Raw genomic sequence first — 22,153 nt, forward strand, 5'->3', positions numbered from 1 at the left:
GTGTTATTTATGGCTCTATCATCGAACACATATCCGTTGGCATGACTGCTTCAAAGCTCATCCATTCCTTTGTAAAAGGATGAATGAATCGAATAGCAGCGCAATGTAATGCATGTCTTTTTATTATATCCAAAGAGCCACCGTATAAATCATCCCCAGCAAGTGGATAACCAATATGGGCAAGATGGACACGAATTTGATGTGTCCGGCCAGTCTCCAGCCGGATATGTAACAAAGTATGTGTCGCTGTTTTCCGCTTATTTTGATAATGGGTGACAGCGGGTTGACCATCAGGATCAACGACCCGCTCAATAATCGAATCCGGCTTCCTGCCAATTGGCGCATCTATCGTTCCAAATTCCGGATGTACGATTCCCTCCGCAATTGCCATATAATCACGCTCCACCTCTCCTGCCCTTTGCGAGCTGGAGAGGATGGAATGGCTATAACGATTTTTGGCAATTAACATGAGGCCGGAAGTATCCCGATCTAATCTTGTTACGATATGTACTGTTGATGTAATGCCAGTTTCATCGTAGTACTGCAATAAACCGTTCGCTATAGTGCCTGTAGGATGATGTAAGGAAGGAATACTCGCTCTCCCGGCTGGCTTATTCAATACAATTACTGCATCATCCTCATATAAGATATCCAAATTCATATTTTCCGGCTGCATATGTGAACCTATTCTTTCTGGTGGAAAATCAACTAACAGATTGTCTGCGGTCATCAGTCTATATGCTAACGTTCGTTCTTGACCATTCACCTTTATACTGCCGCCTTCATAGATGACGGCTTTTAAAATTCTTCTGGAAAAAGCATGTTCCTGCCTTAAATAATCCCGTATACTTAATCCTTCGTGTTCTTTATCAATTTGCCAATTCATCCTATGTCATTCCTTATATATCATCTTCAGCTACAAACGAGTCTCTCACACGGTTCCAGAATGGAAATGGTCGAAAGCGTGCAAAACGAATCCGTTCTTTGGCAACACGGCATTGAATGGACTTCACATTTGTGTAGGTTTCCGTAAAATGATCGATTCCGATTAAAAAACTTCGATCTACCATGGGGCGCAATACACATGTGTGATGTTTCGGCAGAATAAGTGGTGAACCAATTGTACGGAAGACCCGATTATTGATCGATGCCATTTCTGTTAGTTGTACCGCATCAATCGACGGGTGTAAGATAGCGCCGCTAAGTGCCTTATTATATCCCGTACTTCCAGATGGCGTAGAAACACATAGGCCATCACCTCGAAAGGTTTCAAAATGTTCTCCGTTAATTTCTACATCAAATACAACAGAGCCTTCTGCCGTTTTGATCATCGCTTCGTTTAATGCCAAAAACCGATCCGCTTTCCCGCCTGAATCGGGGCGAATTATGACTTCTAATAACGGGTATTCGACAATTTGAAATGGTGTTTTTGCGATTTCAATGATTAATTTTTCCACTTCATGTGGAAGCCAGTCTGCATAAAACCCTAGATGTCCTGTATGAACACCAATAAATGCAGTCGTATCAAGGCGATGTACATACCGATGAAAAGCTTCCAAAAACGTACCATCACCACCTACTGATATAACTAAATCCGGTTCCTTTTTATCATAAATTAAATCAAAGCCTGTCAAATATTCTTTTATTGTCGATTTAATTTTATTGGAGCGATGATCTCCTTTAGATACAATTTTGAATTTCACGCCACGAGCTCCTTCCTGTCCGTATCATGTCTATTACCAACGATGAAAAATACGCTGCGCTTCCTGTACTTCATTTTTGATTGCGGACATTTCTTCATCTAATTTAAATGCTGCCTCAGCTGCACGCTGGAGCCTTGTTTTGATTTGTTCTGGTATACGACCTTTATATTTATAATTTAAGGAATGTTCATTCGTAGCCCAAAAATTCATTGCGAGCGTACGAATTTGAATTTCAGCAATGACCATTTTCATCCCATGTATCGTTTCAACAGGATATTCAATAATCATGTGAAAGGAACGATAGCCACTTGCCTTTCGTCTGGAAATATAATCTTTTTCCTCGACTATGTTAAAATCCTTACGGGAGCGAAGCATATCTACTACAGTATAAATGTCTTCTACAAATTGACAAACTACCCGTAAGCCGGCTATATCTTGCATTTCGGTATCAATATCACGAATGGGGATATCTTTTTTTTCAGCTTTTTCCAATATACTTGGAACTGGTTTAACTCTTCCAGTGATAAATTCAATTGGTGAATGTCTTGATTCATGTTCAAATTGTTTTCGCATTCCTTTAAGTTTTACCTTTAACTCTTCTACTACCTGTGCATATGGGGCAAGTATTGCTTCCCAGTTCATACCAAACACCACCTATATTTCTGTCAGCATTTCATCAAGTCAATCTTATTTTACCATAACAAGCTGAAATGGATAATCTTTGCATATTTTATTGAGATTCGCCATAATCAATACGAACCAAAACATGTACACGAGGGGGATTGACATGACACAGGAAATAGAAATTGAATTTAAAAACTTGTTAACCAAAACAGAATATGAGCGATTATTACATGCACTTCCCTTTCCAAAGACTGGAAAAACACAAGTGAATCATTATTTTGAAACAAAAAATTTTCAATTAAAACATAAAGGGGCTGCCTTAAGAATTCGTCAGATAAACGGAGCATACCAGCTTACATTGAAAGAACCACATCATGATGGTCTGTTGGAAACCCATGATTCATTAACACCTAAAGAAGCTTCCAGTTGGTTTATTGGAAAACCAATTGCAAAACCACATACACATCATCAGTTGGAGAAGCTTGGCATTCAGATTGAAAATCTCCATTATTGGGGCGAACTCCAAACAGAAAGACGAGAATTTAAACAAGATGGCTATATATACGGTTTAGATTATAGTGTTTATCATAATCAATTTGATTACGAACTCGAACTAGAAGCCCCTGACAAAGCATCTGGACAGGAGAAATTTAATGAGCTACTTAAACAGCAGCATATCATTAAAAGACATACTCCAAATAAAATACAACGTTTCTTCTCTAGTAAAAAATAGGTATGATGACTGATGCTTCAATCGAATAATTTGCCCGATGATTGGTCCGTTGCTACAATATAAACAAGTAGCCAGCGTGTTACCCATGACAATTATACTCTTTTTATCTACGTATTTGATAGGATGACTTAGGTACCAGTAGATAAATTAGCGAATTTGCTCATAATAGAATTTTGTTTCATGCATATAGATTGTAAGGAGAATGGAAATGAATCGACCCGGAACCATGTTTGAAGCTATCGGTGGTTTTGATGCAATTGATAGGCTCGTTACGGCCTTTTACAAACGTGTGGGAAAACACCCTAAACTAACACCGATTTTTCCAGATGATTTAACAGAAACTGCTAGAAAACAGCGTATGTTTTTAACTCAATTTTTTGGCGGGCCCAAATTATATTCAGAGGAGTTCGGACCTCCTATGTTACGTAGGCGCCATCTGCCATTTGAAATAACACCAACAAGGAAAGATGCCTGGCTGGAATGCTTGCAGCAAGCATTAGAGGAAGTAAACATAGAAGAACCATATCGGACAGCTATATTTGAAAAACTAACCATGACCGCACATCATATGATGAACACACCGGAATAAGAGAAAGGAGAATCGATGTGAACTGGAAACCTGATGAGCATGCTAGCTCAACTCAGACAAACACATCGCCTAAATATAGCTATTTTGATTTTGTACAAAAACCAATTGAATTATATGTTTTCATAGACCCGTTATGTCCGGAATGTTGGTCCTTAGAACCATATTTAAAGAAGCTTTCGATTGAATATGGACGCTTTTTTACAATACGTCCAATCGTTAGTGGTAATTTACACCCCATGAATAATGATCAATTTGAACAGCCAAAACGGTTAAGAGATATATGGGAAAAAACAGCAAAGCGGACCGGCATGAGCTGTGATGGTGATCTTTGGATTGAGAATCCAATCTTTTTTGCATGGAGTGCTTCCTTAGCAATTAAAGCAGCAGAATTACAAGGTAAAAAAGCAGGTAGAATCTTTCTGAGAAAAATTCAAGAGAAACTTTTTCTTCAAAAACAAAATGTCACAGAAGAAGCAGTTTTACTTGCTTGTGCTCGTGATGCCAAGCTGGATATTGAAGAGTTTAAAAAGGACCTTCATTCTAGTTCAGCCAAAAAAGCTTTGCAATGTGATTTAAAATTAACGAGGGAAATGGATATAGATTATATTCCTACAATTGTATTTTTTAATCAGATGATTGAAAAAGAAGGCATCAAAATATCTGGTTTATATCCATATGAGATTTATGTCCATGTCTTATTTGAGATTTTACAGAAGGAAGCAATTCCATCGGAAAAACCACCATTGGAGGAATTTATCTCCTTTTATGAAATTGTTGCTACAAAAGAAGTCTCTGTTGTATATAACTGGTCATTAGCCAAGACAGAACGCGAATTAAAAAAGCTGCAACTGCAACAAATCGTTGAAAAGATACCAGTAAAATACGGATCCTTTTGGAAATATATCGGTGAATAGGCCTTTACTGACTGTTGATCTGTGATAAAATAAGGCAGCTTAATTAAAAGACACTACGAAACTCCCCTTTTTTTCAGCGGACTCTGTAGTGTCTTTTTTTGTGTAATATAAGAGCTCCGTCCAATAAAACCCGCGCTTTCATAACTACCATCCTGTTGCCCCAAGGTTTTATCGCTTGCCCACAGCTAATGACAGCAGAACAGTATACCTTCTATTACTGGGTGTTTTCGTAAATTTACTCCATTTGAGGGTGAAATAAAGTTGTTGTCTAAGGAAATTTATTAATGAAAAACAAAAAAGACATACGGGGCAGCGTATATCTTTTTCGTTCACACTTTGTATTCAAACAAAGGGGGATGGGAGAAAGCTTCATGATCAAACAAAGGGGTTTTGTTTGTTTGTGATTCATCTCACATTTATATAATAGCAGGTTATTATCGGTTTCGACAAGTACTATGTGTATCATTTCACAATTTCGTCACTTCTAATTCACTTTTCTGCAACATATGATGAAAATGAAAAAGGAGTGAGTCACATGAGAGAGCTATTACCAGTTATTTTTACTATCCTTGTTTTCATTGCATTCTTTCTTAATATACTCGGTCTCATGCGCTTGATACCACTTTATATCACATTACCTCTCCTATTTCTATCCATTTACTTATCGATCTATTCCATGACACATAAACGCACATTTAAAGGGATGCGTGGATAGTCACAAAAAAAAAGAGTGTCGGACTACATGAAACCCATGGTTCGTCCAACACTCTTTTTGTGTTTTATTTCAGTAAAAGTGCTTCCATTTCATTCAATTTCTCTTCAAAAACGGCAAGCGCATCTAAGATTGGTTGTTTGGAATTCATATCAACACCAGCTTGCTTCAATACTTCGATTGGATAGTCACTACTACCAGCTTTCAAGAAATTGATATAACGTTCTACCGCACCGTCCTCTTTAGATAGAATCTTACTTGCAAGTGCTGTAGCAGCTGAATAGCCTGTCGCATATTGGTATACATAATAGTTGTAATAAAAATGTGGGATTCTCGCCCATTCTAATCCAATTTCCTCATCGGAAACAACTGCTTCACCGTAGTATTTTTTATTTAATTCATAGTATATTTCTGTTAGTCTTTCTGCAGTTAATGCTTCCCCATCTTGCAAACGTTTATGGATGTCATGTTCAAATTCTGCAAACATCGTCTGGCGAAACACGGTTCCACGAAAGCCTTCCAGAAAATGATTCAGTAAATATAACTTTTGATTCTCATCATCCAGATGGTCAAGCATATAATCACTTAATAAAGCTTCATTACAAGTGGAGGCTACCTCAGCCACAAAAATGGAATAGTTACCATAACGATATGGTTGCGATTGTCTCGTATAATAGCTATGCACAGAATGTCCCAATTCATGTGTCAATGTAAATAAATCACTCACATTACTTTGCCAATTCAATAAAATATACGGGTTAGTCCCATAAGCACCAGAAGAATAGGCACCACTACGTTTTCCTTTATTTTCTTCCACATCAATCCAACGATTTTGATATCCTTCTTTTACAATATCAACATACGCATCTCCTAGTGGTTGCAAGCTATCAACAACATATTGCTGTGCTTCTTCATATGGAATTTTCATATCTACATCTTGAACTAAAGGAGTATACATGTCATACATATGCAGTTCGTCTAGTCCTAATACTTTCTTTCGCAGCTCCGTATAACGATGCAATAATGGAAGCTTTTCATTTACTGCCTCAACTAAGTTATCGTACACTTGTTCAGGGATATTATTATTATCCAATGCTGCCTGTCTTGCAGAATCATAATTTCTAACCTTTGCAAAGAAATTATCCTTCTTAACATTTCCCGTTAATGTTGTTGCAAAGGTATTTTTAAAGCTGCCATATGTTTTGTACATTGCTTTAAAAGCCTCTTCACGAACACGTCGATCCTTTGATTCCAAAAAGCCAACATATCTGCCATGTGTTAAATCAACCTCTTCCCCATGTTCATCCTTAATCGATGGGAAGGTTAAGTCTGCATCATTTAACATGCTAAAGGTCTGTGAAGCACTCCCGAGTGGCTCAGAAGCTTCTGCAAGAATGGCCTCCTCGCGTTGGCTTAATACATGAGCACGTTGTCTAGTAATTTCATTTAATGTATGCTCATATAATTTCAACTCTGGCTTTTCTTCTAAGAATCCTTTTAAAACAGATTCATCAATGGCCAATATCTCTGGTACGATAAAGCTCATGGCACTAGATGCAATGGTTAGTAAATTAGCTGCCTTTGCATTTAATGCTTGATAGAAAGCATTTGCAGTATCCTGGTCATAACGCATATGTGCATATGTATAAAGCTTTCCAAACCGCTCCGATAATTCATCTTGCAATTTAAACAAGCCATATAATTCATCTGCGGATTGAGCAAGCTTTCCTTGATACGTTTCAAATGTAGGGATTTCCTGTTTCAAACTTTCGAATTCTTTTTCCCACGCTTCATCTGTTGCAAATATGTCTTCCAATCTCCATGTTTTTTCTTCTGGAACCATATCCCTTGTTTGAAGCTCTTTCGTTTTTTTTACCACTAATTATTCCTCCTTCGACCGCTAAACAGCTATCTTCTTCATTAAACCCAACGTCAAAATTTCTGAATTGATTAAATTGACGAAGGTTTCTATACATAGTATAACGGATTATGAACCAAAGATGCTTGTATTTTGATTATGAACAGCTACTAGTTTCTTCATTAACTTTTGGTCCTCTATTATTGCTTGCTCCACATTGGTATAGCTCGTCATGGGGGCTATTTTTTTATATTGCCCTGGATTTGTCATTTCAATCATACCTGCTTGTTCTATTAATTGAAGATAAGATAAAATGGGACTGTCAGCAGATAACAATAAGGAATATGTCCGTCTAGGAAGCTTGTCTTGACGAATGAACCGCTCACATGCTGCAAGCGTAAATGTACCGCCAATAGGAATTCGATGCAAAATTTGAAACCAAAGTCTGCTCTGCCAATCCCAGAGCGGTGTTTTCATATGGAGCTGATTGGCAATCGGAAGATAAATAATAGAAGGAAGTCTTTCAATCCACAGTTGATTGTCATATAGCCAACGATGCCATTTCAATTCACGACCATAAAGCTGATTACGTGGTCGTAAACGAAAATTTCTCTTTTCTTTCATCCAGGGTAAATATAGCTGTTCCGGTGTGAAGGAGGTATTATCAAATAAATGAAGAAATGTTGCGTGTTGCAAATACAACTGGCGAAAAACAGCCATCATTCGATTGCCTCTAATGGGGTGGATGTTTTGCAAGGTAACAAGCTTTTTTTCATAGGGACATAAATAATATAGGGTTGTAGCAAATTCATTGTGGAATTGATGAAGAAATTGAAGTGTAAATGTAGAGGTATAAAATATTTGTTCACCTATTCGCTTAAAATGGTTGGCACCTAGAATCCATATTGGCGTGATATGCATGTCGAGATAACCATTATTTCGTTTATCAATTTGTGATTTAGGAATCTTTGCACATTGATATTCAATAGCAATTTGTTTTCCATTAATATTTACAAGCAAATCGGGCCGTTGATTAATCTCTGGAATATATGCTTCCAGTGTAACGTTCAATCCTTGCTGAAGTAACCATTGATAAAGCAATAATTTTCCTTGCTCATGATAAATTCCTTCCCCGCCATGCATCGTTTCACAAGCAGCTCCTGATTTATGAGCAAAATGCGGTATCACTGTTGTCCCGGCTTTCATAATAACCTTATTATTACATACAGGGCAGAAAAAAGTATCTCCCCTCCTACGATCAATTTCTTTCTTTGTTAAAAGTGCTAAGGTAATATATTCACCTGAGCTAGATTTGGCTTGAAGCAAGACCAAACCACCTCCTTTTGTATACATATTCCACCACAATCTAAAAATCCCTGCAAAAAAGCAAAAAAAAAGACACCCCATGTCAGGTATCTTCTTTAATTTACTGGAAAATGCTTTCTCACCTTTTGGAATACATCATTTTCAAATACTTTTTTTGCATATTCTTCTAATACAAACCACATGACATTGGAGTCATTTCCGAATTCAAAAAGCTGACTAATAATATTCTCACGTACTTCTTCTTCAATCTCGTCTGATTTAAATTCAGCGTAGAGGAAATATTGGTCTTCATAATGGTATAAAATGGTATTAAAGGTTTCCTCACAACGTTCCAAATAATAACTTAGCTGAATAACATCCTCAAAGTCATTAAAGTTAATAACGACCCAAACATTATCGTCTTCTTCCTCTTCTTCATTCTCTTCTTCTTCACCTGACAAGCTTTTGCCAAATTTGCTTTCCAATAACTGCTCCATTTTTTCATCAACTGAAAGGTCAATTGCTTCACCATTAATTGGTAACTCGATATTTTCACCATTTTTATGCATTTGCGCTTTCGTTACGACAATCTCCAAACCTTTATCCAAGGCTTGAACCTGAATCCATAATGGACCATCTACATTAAAATCTTCTTTATAATTAACTTCATCCATCATTTGCCAAAATAGCTGTTCACTTCTCTCACGGTTATACCAAATTTCTTCCCGTTCAAAACCGCGATCTTCTATATCGACATATGAAATATAAAATTTAACTGTATTTTCATTAATTCTTTCTATCTCCATTTAATTCCTCTCCCTTCTGACAAATGATTGGCGGAAGAGCCACTATACTTTGCTCACTGAATGAATTCTTTCTTTATTATACTAATACCCGGTTCATATAAGTTTAAGCATCGAATTCCCTTTACAACAGCATATGCGGTTCTCAAAAGAATCGGACAATAAATTAGCCTATATATATGAACTGAATCATCATTTTAGCGTAAAAATAGTCGATTGTCATCTTTTTCGTCTCAACATAAATAGAAGCGGAGCTCTGCAATTGGAGATCTCCGCTTTTCAATCATTAGGCTTGCTAATTGATTAATTAACCATTCGTTGTGCTTCACGCAATTGGAAAGTTCTAACCGTACGCGGTAAGAAACGACGAATTTCATCTTCATTGTAGCCAACCTGTAAACGTTTTTCATCAAGAATGATTGGTCGACGTAATAATCCAGGATTTTGCTGGATTAAATTAAACAGCTGCTGTAAAGGTAATTGCTCAATATTTACATTCAGCTTTTGAAATACCTTGGAACGAGTGGAAATAATCTCATCTGTTCCATCTTCCGTCATCCTTAATATTTCTTTAATCTCTTCCAGGCTTAATGGTTCAGAAAAAATATTGCGTTCCTTATATGCAATATCATGCTCTTCCAACCATGCTTTTGCCTTCCTGCATGAAGTACAGCTTGGTGAGGTATAAAGTGTTACCATGTAACTTCACTCCTCATTCTATGTCTATAATTGATATATAAACATTTTATTAAATAATAATTAATTTAGATTACCATTAAGTATATTATACTACATTTGTCAAGCAAAAGGTAGGGGTGTTTTCCAGAAAAATAAACAAAATCATAAGTTTATCTATGATTTATTTATGTACAATTAATTACAATATACCCATAATGTATTTTGAATAAACGTAAAGGCGTTCATTTTTCTATAAAATAAATCAATCAGCAGACAGGAAAGCCCTGTTGCTGATTGATATGCTCTTTCTTATATCGATACAGAATAATCCGTATTATTCTGCTTCGGTTTTTTCCCGAATTTGAATACTTTCTAATAAATCATCTGTGTCGCGATCTTCATCATAACGCAATACCTCATCAACAGATTGATAGGACTTACCATAAATTTCTTTATCCTTATACGTATGAATAAGTTCATACATTTTTTTCATCTGTTCAAAAATAACTTCTTCGGAATCATTTCTTGGGGACCAATATAGTATTTCCATCACGGTTTCTTCATTCGTAGCAAGTGAACGTCGATTATATCCGATTGATTGAGCATGGGAAAATGATTCCCGTTTATAAAAGTGCAGACGTTTTTCTGTATCTGTATCCTCATAATCAATAGGCTCCACTTCAAGAATGATCGGTTTATTCTTCTCTTTGAGTTTGCTGATTAATTGATGCCCCAAGCCTTGTCCCCTTGAAGCAGCCGAGACCCATAAATAATCAATAAATATAAATGTCTCGAATTCTGCATACATAAGAACATGGTGTGGACCTTCGTCCTTATGATATACGTCGCCTTTTTCCTGAAGAAGCATATCCATATGCTCCTTTGATTTCATTTCCTCTACTGGGAAATATTCATTCAATTTTTCATACCAATTCATCGATCTACTCCTTTTAAACGTAGTCGTTTTTTATTATAACAAAAAATGCCGATATTAAAAAATGAGCTCTGATTCCTTAGCATATACCATGCAAAATGGAATATACAAAAGCAATCGCATAAGCCTCATTGTGCCTACCTTGTAAGATCTATATGTTTATCCCTGTCCCATAAAAAATTAGAATAATGTCATTGCAAACGAAAAACCTAGAACAATAAAGGTAAACTTCAATCAGTGGGGGTTTTAGCCCTTCCCTCTCTGATTGTTAGTGGTTACCGGCTGTTGATCTGTGATAAAAAAACAACAATTGATCAGGCTTTTCATTTTTTGCCCTAAAAAATCCGGTACGTGGGCTGCACATACCGGATTCGATCTTTATGGTGTATAATCTACATTTTTCGTATACGTGTTACCTGCATTCCAAAGCAAGTATTCGTTAATTCCATTTTCCTTTAATGCTTTAATTTGACCTTCAATTTCTGCTTTACCATATTTGGTTGCTGGCCCTTTATAAAGCCACGGTGCTTCAAAATCCTGTAGCCAAGGTCTGGACACCGGTGGATTATCTAATTTGCCTAATACATCATTTTCCACCTTTGCATATTCGGATACAAGTCGGTATGGCTCTTTATCTGGCATTGGTATTCCAAAGTAATTTGCTGTCCAATGACTTGGATAAATCATGGAAGAAATGATATCAACATTTTCCGAAATACGGGAGAAGTTTTGACCAATTCCCGGTGTTTCCGGAATCGTTGCGGCATAGCCGAATATATCTACAGCAACATCTACTCCATAAGAATCTAATTGTTCTTTTGCATAGGCTACAAAATCTGTTACCGCATCAACACGTCGCTGGCTATTTTCTTTTTTCGATTTTTCATAATCTCCCTTTGAATAGGTTAAGTCCTCATCACGTGTTTCAAAGCCTTCTGGGAACCGTACATAATCAAATTGGATTTCCTGGAATCCCATTTCTGCTGCCATTTTAGCAATTTCAACATTATATTCCCAAACTTCTTTTTCAAATGGATTTACAAACGCCTCTTTGCGATTGTTCTGCCACACTTTGCCGTTTTCAGTAAAGGATAAGTCTGGACGTTTTTTAGCTAGCTCCGTATCTTTAAATACGACAATTCTAGCAATTGGATAAATCTTTTTTTCTTCTAATACTTTCATTAATTTTTCAGGATCATGAATATAGTTTTGACCGATGTCCTCATATGGTGATCCTTTTTCAGGCTTAAAGGTTAAATAACCATGATCTTCCTTTATATCTATTACCATTGCATTCAAATCAGTTGTTTCTACTAAATCGAGCAAGCTTTCAAATTTACTTCCGCCTGCCGAATTTCCTGTAACATAAATCCCTCTCACTGCATCCGGGTATTCAAAGGTGTAGCCAGAGTCAAACTTAAAACGTTTTATCTGCTGCTCCATATCAAATAATTGCAAACCAGTCATTCTCTTTTCATGAAGTGATGCTGTTCGCTCTCCATCAGCACTCGATTGTATTGGGCCTGCAAAAACGATGCTACCGAATAGGAGAATTCCAATCAATAAAAAAATTGATGTTTTTCTCTTCTGCATGCTAATCCATCTCCTAATCTACTAAATTATTTTTCACATGAAGGAAATACGTAAGCCTCTGGCAGGTTGTGCGTATCTCCCCAGAGGCGTGTTAACAAGTTGCATTTGTCATTCTTAATTATTTACACTGGATTGATGCTAATATAATAGAAATATCTGCCTATCTTGCATAACTTGTACAGAATAACTCCTAAAAATCACCATCATTTGTCAAATTTCGAACTCAAATTATATCATATCTACGAATATAATTCTATACTGCCTATCCATCATTTTCCGTGAAATATTTGCAGTTTAACCCAACAACGTCACCTTTAATTCACATAAAACTTTTTTTATAAAACGTATCGATGAGCATGGTTTGAATCAGTTCTATCTTATTCCATTGTCTTATGTGTTATCACTTTGCTGTAGCGCGTGAATCAAATCCGGTAGCCAATCCATTAGATTTGAAAACTTATAACCTAGTTTTGCAGCTTTTTCGTTGCTGAGTGACCAGGTCTTTGAAATCCCATATGGAGACTCCAGTGTTTGATCTTCTGATGTGATATGTACGTGACCACCTGTGTTTTCACCAATGAGTCCCATTAAGGTTTTCATAGCTATTTGCCCATTTGCACTTGCATTAATTGGCCCGGTGAATGATTGTTCTCCTGCCCATGCTAAAAAATCACCCGCTTCTTTTTGATGAATAAAACACATTTCTGCATTCGGGTTTGGCAAATAGATTGGTTTATCATTTTTAATACATGTTACATAATGTAGTAACCTTTCCGTATAATCAGTCTCCCCCATTACGATAGGTATTCGCATGGCAACAACTGGCATGGAAGTTTTTTGATAAAAGTATGCCTCCGCCTGCCGTTTTCCTTCCTGATACGTTACATTATCTCGTGCTTCCATTTTCAAGGTATAGGAATATGGATCAAATCGTTCTTCCGTTTGTTCGCCCCCATCATCATATACAGACAAGGTGGATGTAAAAACATATCGTTTCACTTTACCTTCCAGAGCTATTACAGCCACTTCTGCATCAACTGATGAATAGCAAAGCTGGTCGAAAACGACATCCCAAGTGCGACCTTTTACTGCTGTTTGCATAGAGGCTAAATCAAATCTATCCAATTGTATACGCTCGACTGCATTTCCAAATGGATCTCCACTGTTTTGTCTTGTACCTATTGTGACAGCCACTCCTTTATTTAAAAGCGCTTCCACTAAATTCACACCGAAAAATCGCGTTCCACCTAATACCAATGCTGTTTTCACTATGAACACACTCTCCTTTAATCACTATATAAATTATAAACAACTAATTCACATTTTCCCAACATAAGCTTTTTTCTTCAAAAAAAGAAGCCTTCACCCTGTTATTGGTGAAAACTTCTTATGCCAATTATTTTATATAACAAAAAATGATTCTATATCGTCGAGCACAAGCCGGCATCCAATATAGAAGGAACCAAAGATACCATATTTAGCGCTGACCTCATCAAATCTTGTATCATAAATTAACTTCTTAAATTGTAATGGATCATTACAAAATAAAGATACACCCCATTCATAATCATCTAAACCAATCGAGCCTGTTATAATCCGCTTCACCTGCTCTGTGAACGGTTTACTCGTTTTAATATGGTCAAACATCATGCGGCCACGTTCAGCCTTAGGTAAGGTAAACCAATTATTTGTTTCCCCGCGAAGCTTGCTCATCGGATAGAAGCATATATAATCTTCCTCCGGTATAGATGGAAATAGTTTACTTAACATATTTGGATCCTCATACGGATTTATATCCGGCTTGGTATAAGAACTTTTTTCAATAATGGACACATAAGAATAAGCTGGTTTAAAATAACGAGCTATTTTTGTACGATTTAGTTCATTTTCAAGATGATTCAAATCCTGCATCGTAGGGCGCAATACCATAAACATGAGATCTGCTTTTTGCCCAACAATCGTGTATAAAGCATGACTACCTTTCTTCTGATCTGCCTGATTTTGCCAGGTTCCAATCAATTCTTTAAATTCGTGTAAGGCTTCTTTCTTGTCTTGTTCAGAGGATAGCTGCCATTTTTCCCAATCCATTGTTCTGAAGTCATGCAATGCGTACCAACCATCATATGTTTGAACTGTTTCGACCACATTTATCACTCCTGAAAAAATTTGAATTATACCTACATCATAAATCTTAATAAATGAAACACTTGTGATGCACATCACGGAAATTTGCTGAAAATGTGAAGAAAATTAGAAATTCCCTTCCATCCTTATTTTTAAAAATCATTTTCTGTTTCAATATTTGGAGCGCCATAAATAAAATGTTGCATAGGCTTCCCAACCTTTCCAATTCACGGAAACTTTTCTGATTTCATCTTTTGTTGGTTTTCTCCCCAGTCCCATTTGTTGTTTTAATGCCAGGTGGAGTCCCACATCATCTATCGGAAATGCATTAGGAAAGCGTAAGCACCGCATCATTACATAATTAGCTGTCCATGGACCAATTCCTCGAATGGCTACAAGTGCATTTTCTATTTGTTTAAAATCCCCTAATGAGAGCAGTTTCTTTTTTGCTAATTGACCTGTCGCCATGAGCTGGGCAATCCCAATGATGTATTCACTTTTACGAATAGTCATTTTAATATCAGACAAATCCGTTGGTGATAATTTAGCTATACTTTCATACGAAGGAAAACTCCAATATTTCATTCCTTCAAACGTGATAGCATCCCCATACTTTTCAACGAATTGTCGTTTTAAAGTATAAGCAAAACCTAAATTTATTTGCTGGCCTAATATACCCCAACATAATGTTTCAAATAGATCCGGAATGCCCATTATCCGCAATCCGTAAAAGCGTTCAACAGGTTCGTTCAAGAGTGGATCATATTGTGCCCATTCATAAAACCCACTTAAATCCATTGACAAATCAAACCACTCCCAGATGTAAGCAACAACCATTTTTCTTGTTGGCAGTGATGCATCTGACAGGAATTGTACACGAAGTTTTCGGTTGTCAGGGGAATCTATTCGTACCAATACCCGTTCTCCCGCAATATCAATGACACGTGTGATGATTCCGTCTGTAATGTCATACATACATTCCTTTGGGTTACGTTGCAGATAGTCAAGATTCACCATAAAGTCAAATGGTTCTGGTGTTTCAATCCATATATAAGCATCGTTGGATTCCAACTTTACATGCTGATCATTGTTGGTCAAGACGGTCTCCCCTCCCAAATAATTCTCTTCACATCATCTATTATACAAGCCACATATGTGAATGGAAAAAGATCCTATTTGATTAGCGTAAAATGTTAAGGACAGCATCAAAAGACAAGACAGAAAATCCATCCATGGAAAGTGCTTACTGTATGTAGCGCAATAACCCGTTGGATATTCTGCCAAACGCCGATAAAACAATACCATAATAAGGGACTATAAGATTCTCCCACAAGTACTTGACTCCATTAACAAATTGCATCGGCTTGCATTCCCTGCTCCAACTATATATAATTGTAATCATAAAAATCATATATTAACAACGATGAAAAAGGCGTAGTACATTTGCTCCCTGATTGATTAGAGAGTCTGTGGTTGGTGTAAACAGACATCAAAGCATAATGGAATTGGACTTTGGAGTTGTTTACATGTTAAGTGATCCAATAGAAAAACTTGGATAATTAGGGTGGCACCGCGGTTCATTCGTCCCTTGCAATGGGAGAGAATGGGCTTTTTTTAATGGAAAAATGTAATGAATAAGAATGGAGTGTCTTTCATGAAAACAATTTTCTCTGGTATTCAACCAAGCGGCACATTAACACTTGGCAATTATTTGGGAGCAATTCAGCAATTTGTCCAGCTACAGCATGACCATGACTGTTATTTCTGTGTCGTCGATGAACATGCGATAACAGTTCCACAAGATCGTCTGGAGCTTCGTAAAAACATTCGTTCACTAGCTGCCTTATACCTTGCTTCTGGCATTGACCCTAATAAATCTACTTTATTCATCCAATCAGAGGTTCCAGCGCATACGCAGCTAGGCTGGATGTTACAATCGATTAGCTATATGGGAGAATTAGAACGAATGACACAGTTTAAGGATAAGTCAGAAGGAAAAGATGCTGTATCTTCGGCTTTATTTACTTATCCTGCATTAATGGCTGCGGATATTTTGCTGTATAATGCAGATATTGTACCCGTTGGAGATGATCAAAAGCAGCATTTAGAGCTAACTAGAAATGTTGCACAGCGATTTAATAATCGTTTCAACGATATATTTACCATTCCGGAAATTAGTATTCCAAAGGTTGGGGCACGCATTATGTCACTTCAAGAACCAACCAAGAAAATGAGTAAATCAGACAGTAATGAAAAAGCCTTCATCTCCATGCTGGATCATCCAAAAAAGATTGAAAAGAAAATTAAGAGTGCAGTAACAGATTCAGAAGGTATCGTTACATTTGATAAAGAGAATAAACCAGGCGTTTCTAACCTGTTGACGATATATTCCAGTTGTACAGGCGAAACAATTGAAGCTTTGGAGAAAAAATATGCCGGAAAAGGGTACGGCGACTTTAAACAAGATGTTGCAAACGCAGTTATTCAATTGTTGGAGCCAATCCAAGAACGTTATGAAGCGTTACTTCAATCACCCGAGCTGGATACCATTCTGGATCAAGGTGCCGAAAAAGCATCCCGACAAGCAAATCGGATGCTTGCAAAAGCAAAAAAAGCAATGGGACTAGGCCGCGTGCGTAAATAAAGTGAAACTTCAATCTGTGGGGGCTTTTGCCCTTCCCCCACAGATTGTTAGTTGAACCAATCAGGCCTTTACTGGCTGTTGATCCCCCGTTTACCATTCTTGTGATCAACAAAAATTTTTGTAGCGGGGGTCTTACAGCCAGTTAATCTGTGATAAAGTGAAACTTCAATCCGTGGGGGCTTTTGCCCTTCCCCCACAGATTGTTAGTTGAACCAATCAGGCCTTTACTGGCTGTTGATCCCCCGTTTACCATTCTTGTGATCAACAAAAATTCTTACTTGAATGCTTTTTAAGAAATGTTCTTTCACTTCCCTTTTATCCTCACAAAGGATTGTAATTGACGAGGCGGCAGGATTTACTTCATGTTACAACCTGTTAGGTTGCTCGCACGCTTGACAGAGTTACTTTGTCATAGGGCTTCAACTTAGAATTTCTTCACCAGTCGCCTGTCAGCTACTGAGCGTCTTGGCACTGACTCAGGTTGGACTTTCACCAACTAGCAATTAACGGCTCGCTGGGTACGCATAAAATAGAAATCAGTGAGCAATGATCCGCTCACTGATTTCTTGATTTTTGCCTTGCGTTTTGGTAGTGCTGGGCATTTTCTATTTCCCACATCCGTTCTAAAAACGGCTGACCTTTCACGAGTTTCTCACAAAGCTCTTCATGTTCCTTGCTCCAACCATGTTTCACACCATTATAGAGTGCTTTCCATACAGCATCTGCATCCATCATGCGCAAGTATGGATATTTTTTGGGATTCCATTCGGTTAGCCAATATCTTAATTCCTCAATATTGTTTGCCGTGCGGAGCTGATCAAGCCCCATCATCATCACATGTTTTAACTGCCTTTCTCTTCTCGTTAAACCGATAGCAAGCTCAGGCGGCATCGATAAAATATGGTATTCTTTTTGATGACTACGTCGCTTAAACGAAAAATCCATTACCTTTGATTTTTTTATCATCTCAAATACAAGCTGTTCCTGTCTAGGAATCAGACGGCTCTTTCGAATTGGAATATGATAACCAATCGTGTCCAATGCAAGTATATTTGCGCCATCCGTTATGACACATGCATAATCTAATACATGACGTTCTTGACCTTTTTTTACGTAAGCACGCTTATACATCATATCCAGCATTTCCTTAGGTAAATCAAGCATATCATTTTCAATGTAGTCAAATAAAGCTTCTGTTATGTATAATAGCGGCACCTGATCCAATAGCTCAATTCCATCATCCCGACGCCATTCGTGGAAATGACAAACATTATACCCGTTCTCTTCCCCTTCAAACCAGTTCACCCAAACATCGTGCAATTGCATCATATACAACCCTCGCTCCTAAATGAATCATTTACCATCATTATGACCATCATGGAAAAATTTATTCGACGACATATTAGGAATTGTTCGGAAATCGATAAATAATAATGCTCATCAAGATAAGTCCAATGGGGAGAAAATAACATTCTGGACGACTGCGGATAAATATGAAGTACTCCAGCCAAGAAACTCCCGCCGGCAAAAAATTCATATAGCCGATAACAGATACACCACCTGCAACAGCCATACCAAATCCAATTAAAAATAGAAATACATACCCCAAAGCTTTTCACCTGCGCTTGTCCACCGTTTATCCATATATATATGCACCGTTGGACAAACCATGAATAATTCCTTAAAAAGCACAAAAAAACCTGCATGAAAAGGATATTTTCATACAGGTTTTAAAACATTAGGATTGATATTTCTTAAATACGAGTGATACATTATGGCCACCAAAACCTAAAGAGTTACTAACAACAACATTTACAGCTTGTTCTCGTGCTTCATTCGGAACATAGTCCAAATCACATGCTGGATCAGGTGTTTCATAATTAATGGTCGGTGGAATAACTCCAGTCGCAATTGATTTCACTGCAACAACAGCTTCAACCCCTCCTGCTGCTCCCAACATATGGCCAGTCATTGATTTCGTTGAGGATACGGCTAGCTTTTCCGCATGTTCACCGAATACATGTTTAATTGCAGCTGTTTCAAAAGCATCATTTAATTCCGTGCTCGTTCCATGTGCATTGATATAGTCCACATTTTCAGGGGCAAGCTTTGCATCCTGAATAGCTTGGGACATAGCACGTGCAGCTCCTTCGCCATCCTCAGCAGGGGCTGTAATATGATAAGCATCCCCAGTTGAACCATATCCAACAATTTCCGCATAAATATGTGCATCACGTGCCAATGCGGATTCCAATGTTTCTAATACTAGAATGCCAGCACCTTCACCCATTACAAAACCATCACGTTCCTTATCAAATGGTCTGCTTGCCTTTTTGGGATCTTCATTGACAGATAAGGCCTTCATAGAAGAAAAACCAGCAAATGCCATGTTTGTAATTGGTGCTTCCGTACCGCCTGTAATGATATAATCTACATCACCACGCTGCACCGCTTTAAATGCATCCCCAATGGAGTTTGCACCAGATGCACATGCTGTAACTGTACATGCGTTAATTCCTTTTGCCCCGAGCTGGATGGAAACCTGTCCAGCTGCCATATCCGGAATCATCATCGGTACAAAAAACGGGCTTACCCTACGATAACCTTTCTCCATAAAACGCGTATGCTGCTCCTCATACGTATGCATACCACCAATTCCTGAGCCAATCCAAACCCCTACACGGTCTGCATTCGTGTCATCAATTGTCAATTTCGCATCCGCGACTGCCATTTTGGAAGCAACAACCGCATATTGTGTAAACAAATCCATTTTACGGATCTCTTTTTTCTCAATAAAATCAGATGGATCAAAGTCTTTGACCTCTGCAGCAACCTTTGTTGGAAAATCATCCTTGTTTACTTTTGTTACATAATCTATCCCTGTATTTCCGGCAACAAGGTTGTCCCACATTGTTCCTACATCATTACCGACTGGGGTTACCGCCCCAATCCCAGTTACAACAACTCTTCTTTCCATTTGTTTTTCCTCCTATATGTTCAAACAATCAATCTACTTTCCCCATCTTAATGCTACTGCACCCCATGTTAAGCCTGCTCCAAAACCGACAAGAACCACTAAATCATTCTCTTTAATACTACCATTTCTCACACTTTCAGAAAGTGCCATAGGTATGGATGCAGATGAATTGTTTCCATATTTTTTAATCGTCGTGGCCATCTTTTCTTCCGCTATTCCAAGTCGCTGTCTAGCGGCCTCCATGATCCGAATATTTGCTTGGTGTGGAATAAGATAGTCTACATCTTCCTTATTATAGCCTATTTTTTCAATTACGTTAACGGAGGATTCAGGCATTTGTCTTACTGCAAACTTAAATACTTCTCGTCCGTTCATAAATAAGTGGTTTGATTTATTCTGGTATAGATGTTCACCACCTGCACCGTTTGCTCCTAATTCAAAGGAAAGGATTCCTTTTCCTTCTGAAACTTCTCCCATAACAGCTGCTCCGGCACCGTCACCGAACAACACACATGTATTGCGATCCGTCCAATCCGTAATTTTGGAAAGCTTCTCCACTCCTACGATTAGCACACGTCGATAAACCTTTGTATCAATAAATTGTTTAGCCGTTATCATTGCATACATAAAGCCAGCACATGCAGCACTTACATCCATTGCTGCTGCCTTGGTTGCACCAAGTCGTTCCTGCAGCATACAAGCCACGGAAGGAAACGGCGTATCTGGCGTGACAGTCGCAACGAGAATCAGATCGAGCTCCTCTGCTTTTGTTCCCGCATCTTTTAATGCTTCTTCCGCCGCGAGAAATGCCATATCTGATGTATCCATGTCATCCTCAGCAATTCTTCTTTCTTCTATTCCTGTACGGGTACGAATCCATTCATCACTTGTATCTACTATTTTTTCTAAATCTTTATTGGTTACAACCTTTGGTGGAGCGTAATGCCCAATTCCTATTACACCAACACTCATCATGCCATCTCCTTATATGTTGCAAATATTGTTATCAAATATTATGACTTGGTACTAATTTTAATTCAAAATAATTATTGTTGCAAGAGAAAAATTTATTATTGGATCGCTAACAAACTTTAATCATGATATGCAAGCACCTGTTAAAGCTGAATTGGTAATCATCGTGTTTGATTTGCTTGAGATTTCATATGCTTATAACATGCCTGTCCTCATTTGGCATATCGACTCTACTGTGCTTTCTTTTTGAAAAAAATCCAAGTAACGAAACTGACTTATGAAACAATACAGTTATAAGCCTGCTTGTTTTTACGCGACTTACCTCTATTCATCCGTATTAAACGCTGAATATGCTTGTCGATAAAAAAAAGTGAATCGCCGATAATGTTCCTGTAATTGATTGAAGGCGGCTTTCACCGGTCTGTTGTTTTGGATTTCGACACTTGTATCATGTTTAACATGTTTCTTTTTCGTAAAATGAATGGTTTTAGGTAATTCGACAATTTTATCTCTCTCCCATTTCTTCATCAAAGAATATAGCTCCCTTGCGAAATCACCGATATGGACAGCCTCTTGAAGAAATTGCTCGGAATCAAATGGGACCTTCTCTTTCTTTTCAGTGTAACAACCATCCTTATACATTGGCATCCATTCACCATATAAATAAGGGGCGGATAATATGGTGATATGCTGATCATTTTTTTGCTTATGAGCGGTTTGAATGTGTAGTTGTCGTTCAGATACATTTGAAAATGTTGATTCACCGATGATAATCGCTGTATGATAAGTCGCATCATCTAAGGGCTGCAGATGAGTGAATAGGCTATTTCTGCCAATCAACATGGATAATTGCTCTTCTAGTTCTGATTTAACCTCTCCCACACCAACTACCTTTTCCCCTTGCTCAAGCAAATAATCCGTTATATGATAACCAATCCAATGAAAACAATTATCGACTAAATAGCTCATGTTACGCCTCCATTAATTGAA

Annotated in this window: 22 protein-coding genes and 1 other annotated feature; of the genes, 5 read left to right on the forward strand and 17 right to left on the reverse strand. The window is 37.7% G+C overall.

Annotated features, from left to right (window positions below):
* Window positions 1-7: 7 nt before the first annotated feature.
* Genes DX933_RS05930 through DX933_RS05940 form a run of 3 tightly spaced genes read right to left on the reverse strand, consistent with a single transcriptional unit; the run spans window position 8 to window position 2,345 of the window.
* On the reverse strand, window positions 8-886 hold the full coding sequence (locus DX933_RS05930; RefSeq protein ID WP_123315552.1) for an RluA family pseudouridine synthase: 879 nt from the start codon (window positions 884-886) through the stop codon (window positions 8-10).
* Window positions 887-899: 13 nt separating this feature from the next.
* Window positions 900-1,703 (reverse strand): NAD kinase, encoded by an 804-nt coding sequence (locus tag DX933_RS05935; protein WP_123315553.1) that lies wholly within the window; start codon window positions 1,701-1,703, stop codon window positions 900-902.
* A 33-nt stretch (window positions 1,704-1,736) separates the two neighbouring features.
* Window positions 1,737-2,345 (reverse strand): GTP pyrophosphokinase, encoded by a 609-nt coding sequence (locus DX933_RS05940; protein ID WP_123315554.1) that lies wholly within the window; start codon window positions 2,343-2,345, stop codon window positions 1,737-1,739.
* 145 nt (window positions 2,346-2,490) lie between these two features.
* Here DX933_RS05940 and DX933_RS05945 point away from each other — a divergent pair, with 145 nt between their 5' ends.
* The 4 genes from DX933_RS05945 (at window position 2,491) to DX933_RS05960 (ending at window position 5,278) form a co-directional block, all read left to right on the forward strand.
* Window positions 2,491-3,060 (forward strand): CYTH domain-containing protein, encoded by a 570-nt coding sequence (locus DX933_RS05945; protein WP_123315555.1) that lies wholly within the window; start codon window positions 2,491-2,493, stop codon window positions 3,058-3,060.
* A 208-nt stretch (window positions 3,061-3,268) separates the two neighbouring features.
* Complete coding sequence (locus tag DX933_RS05950; protein ID WP_123315556.1) at window positions 3,269-3,649, forward strand: globin domain-containing protein; 381 nt, start codon at window positions 3,269-3,271, stop codon at window positions 3,647-3,649.
* A gap of 17 nt (window positions 3,650-3,666) precedes the next feature.
* Entirely contained in the window at window positions 3,667-4,563 is an 897-nt protein-coding gene (locus DX933_RS05955) for a ClpXP adapter SpxH family protein (RefSeq protein ID WP_123315557.1), read from the forward strand.
* A gap of 535 nt (window positions 4,564-5,098) precedes the next feature.
* A complete protein-coding gene (locus DX933_RS05960; RefSeq protein WP_123315558.1) occupies window positions 5,099-5,278 on the forward strand; it encodes a hypothetical protein in 180 nt (59 codons plus the stop codon).
* A 64-nt stretch (window positions 5,279-5,342) separates the two neighbouring features.
* On the opposite strand, the gene pepF is transcribed toward DX933_RS05960, so the two are convergent.
* From pepF to DX933_RS06005, 9 genes are all read right to left on the reverse strand, one after another.
* Window positions 5,343-7,118 (reverse strand): oligoendopeptidase F, encoded by a 1,776-nt coding sequence (pepF, locus tag DX933_RS05965; RefSeq protein ID WP_123315635.1) that lies wholly within the window; start codon window positions 7,116-7,118, stop codon window positions 5,343-5,345.
* A gap of 144 nt (window positions 7,119-7,262) precedes the next feature.
* On the reverse strand, window positions 7,263-8,459 hold the full coding sequence (locus DX933_RS05970) for a competence protein CoiA (protein WP_190279427.1): 1,197 nt from the start codon (window positions 8,457-8,459) through the stop codon (window positions 7,263-7,265).
* A 95-nt stretch (window positions 8,460-8,554) separates the two neighbouring features.
* Window positions 8,555-9,244, reverse strand: a complete 690-nt coding sequence (gene mecA, locus DX933_RS05975) for an adaptor protein MecA (RefSeq protein WP_123315560.1) — start codon at window positions 9,242-9,244, stop codon at window positions 8,555-8,557.
* Between the two features lie 300 nt (window positions 9,245-9,544).
* Window positions 9,545-9,940, reverse strand: coding sequence for a transcriptional regulator SpxA (gene spxA, locus DX933_RS05980; protein ID WP_123315561.1), 396 nt, complete (start codon window positions 9,938-9,940; stop codon window positions 9,545-9,547).
* Between the two features lie 313 nt (window positions 9,941-10,253).
* A complete protein-coding gene (locus DX933_RS05985; RefSeq protein WP_123315562.1) occupies window positions 10,254-10,856 on the reverse strand; it encodes a GNAT family N-acetyltransferase in 603 nt (200 codons plus the stop codon).
* Window positions 10,857-11,231: 375 nt separating this feature from the next.
* Window positions 11,232-12,446: a putative glycoside hydrolase gene (locus DX933_RS05990; protein WP_123315563.1), complete on the reverse strand. Its 1,215-nt coding sequence runs from the start codon at window positions 12,444-12,446 to the stop codon at window positions 11,232-11,234.
* Between the two features lie 390 nt (window positions 12,447-12,836).
* Window positions 12,837-13,715, reverse strand: a complete 879-nt coding sequence (locus tag DX933_RS05995) for an NAD-dependent epimerase/dehydratase family protein (RefSeq protein ID WP_123315564.1) — start codon at window positions 13,713-13,715, stop codon at window positions 12,837-12,839.
* A gap of 132 nt (window positions 13,716-13,847) precedes the next feature.
* Entirely contained in the window at window positions 13,848-14,591 is a 744-nt protein-coding gene (hemQ, locus tag DX933_RS06000) for a hydrogen peroxide-dependent heme synthase (RefSeq protein ID WP_223805881.1), read from the reverse strand.
* 150 nt (window positions 14,592-14,741) lie between these two features.
* On the reverse strand, window positions 14,742-15,668 hold the full coding sequence (locus tag DX933_RS06005) for a DNA-3-methyladenine glycosylase family protein (protein ID WP_317843083.1): 927 nt from the start codon (window positions 15,666-15,668) through the stop codon (window positions 14,742-14,744).
* Window positions 15,669-15,984: 316 nt separating this feature from the next.
* Window positions 15,985-16,162, forward strand: a binding site (T-box leader).
* A 62-nt stretch (window positions 16,163-16,224) separates the two neighbouring features.
* On the opposite strand from DX933_RS06005, the gene trpS reads away from it, so the two are divergent.
* The gene (trpS, locus tag DX933_RS06010) at window positions 16,225-17,214 is read left to right on the forward strand and encodes a tryptophan--tRNA ligase (RefSeq protein WP_123315566.1); all 990 of its coding nucleotides are present in this window, start codon (window positions 16,225-16,227) and stop codon (window positions 17,212-17,214) included.
* Between the two features lie 555 nt (window positions 17,215-17,769).
* On the opposite strand, the gene DX933_RS06015 is transcribed toward trpS, so the two are convergent.
* The 5 genes from DX933_RS06015 to DX933_RS06035 all read right to left on the reverse strand — a co-directional run bounded on the left by DX933_RS06015 (window position 17,770) and on the right by DX933_RS06035 (window position 22,132).
* Window positions 17,770-18,543 carry a YjbA family protein gene (locus DX933_RS06015; protein ID WP_123315567.1) on the reverse strand — a complete coding sequence of 258 codons (774 nt, stop codon included), beginning with the start codon at window positions 18,541-18,543 and terminating at the stop codon, window positions 17,770-17,772.
* A gap of 73 nt (window positions 18,544-18,616) precedes the next feature.
* Entirely contained in the window at window positions 18,617-18,823 is a 207-nt protein-coding gene (locus DX933_RS06020) for a hypothetical protein (protein ID WP_123315568.1), read from the reverse strand.
* A 129-nt stretch (window positions 18,824-18,952) separates the two neighbouring features.
* Window positions 18,953-20,191: a beta-ketoacyl-ACP synthase II gene (gene fabF, locus DX933_RS06025; protein WP_123315569.1), complete on the reverse strand. Its 1,239-nt coding sequence runs from the start codon at window positions 20,189-20,191 to the stop codon at window positions 18,953-18,955.
* A 33-nt stretch (window positions 20,192-20,224) separates the two neighbouring features.
* On the reverse strand, window positions 20,225-21,163 hold the full coding sequence (locus tag DX933_RS06030) for a beta-ketoacyl-ACP synthase III (protein ID WP_123315570.1): 939 nt from the start codon (window positions 21,161-21,163) through the stop codon (window positions 20,225-20,227).
* A 324-nt stretch (window positions 21,164-21,487) separates the two neighbouring features.
* Entirely contained in the window at window positions 21,488-22,132 is a 645-nt protein-coding gene (locus tag DX933_RS06035) for a hypothetical protein (RefSeq protein WP_123315571.1), read from the reverse strand.
* Between the last annotated feature and the right edge of the window lie 21 nt (window positions 22,133-22,153).

Source organism: Ornithinibacillus gellani (assembly GCF_003730295.1).
In the GTDB taxonomy this organism is placed as follows: Bacteria; Bacillota; Bacilli; order Bacillales; family Amphibacillaceae; genus Ornithinibacillus_A; species Ornithinibacillus_A gellani.

Excerpts from the sequence above, each read along its gene's own strand:
- DX933_RS05945 (WP_123315555.1), top strand. The coding sequence starts at position 2,491 with ATGACACAGGAAATAGAAATTGAATTTAAAAACTTGTTAACCAAAACA.
- DX933_RS05990 (WP_123315563.1), bottom strand. The coding sequence starts at position 12,446 with ATGCAGAAGAGAAAAACATCAATTTTTTTATTGATTGGAATTCTCCTA.
- DX933_RS06035 (WP_123315571.1), bottom strand. The coding sequence starts at position 22,132 with ATGAGCTATTTAGTCGATAATTGTTTTCATTGGATTGGTTATCATATA.
- spxA (WP_123315561.1), bottom strand. The coding sequence starts at position 9,940 with ATGGTAACACTTTATACCTCACCAAGCTGTACTTCATGCAGGAAGGCA.
- DX933_RS05930 (WP_123315552.1), bottom strand. The coding sequence starts at position 886 with ATGAATTGGCAAATTGATAAAGAACACGAAGGATTAAGTATACGGGAT.
- DX933_RS05985 (WP_123315562.1), bottom strand. The coding sequence starts at position 10,856 with ATGAATTGGTATGAAAAATTGAATGAATATTTCCCAGTAGAGGAAATG.
- DX933_RS05940 (WP_123315554.1), bottom strand. The coding sequence starts at position 2,345 with ATGAACTGGGAAGCAATACTTGCCCCATATGCACAGGTAGTAGAAGAG.
- DX933_RS06030 (WP_123315570.1), bottom strand. The coding sequence starts at position 21,163 with ATGAGTGTTGGTGTAATAGGAATTGGGCATTACGCTCCACCAAAGGTT.
- trpS (WP_123315566.1), top strand. The coding sequence starts at position 16,225 with ATGAAAACAATTTTCTCTGGTATTCAACCAAGCGGCACATTAACACTT.
- DX933_RS06015 (WP_123315567.1), bottom strand. The coding sequence starts at position 18,543 with ATGATGCAATTGCACGATGTTTGGGTGAACTGGTTTGAAGGGGAAGAG.
- DX933_RS05960 (WP_123315558.1), top strand. The coding sequence starts at position 5,099 with ATGAGAGAGCTATTACCAGTTATTTTTACTATCCTTGTTTTCATTGCA.
- DX933_RS05950 (WP_123315556.1), top strand. The coding sequence starts at position 3,269 with ATGAATCGACCCGGAACCATGTTTGAAGCTATCGGTGGTTTTGATGCA.
- pepF (WP_123315635.1), bottom strand. The coding sequence starts at position 7,118 with ATGGTTCCAGAAGAAAAAACATGGAGATTGGAAGACATATTTGCAACA.
- fabF (WP_123315569.1), bottom strand. The coding sequence starts at position 20,191 with ATGGAAAGAAGAGTTGTTGTAACTGGGATTGGGGCGGTAACCCCAGTC.
- mecA (WP_123315560.1), bottom strand. The coding sequence starts at position 9,244 with ATGGAGATAGAAAGAATTAATGAAAATACAGTTAAATTTTATATTTCA.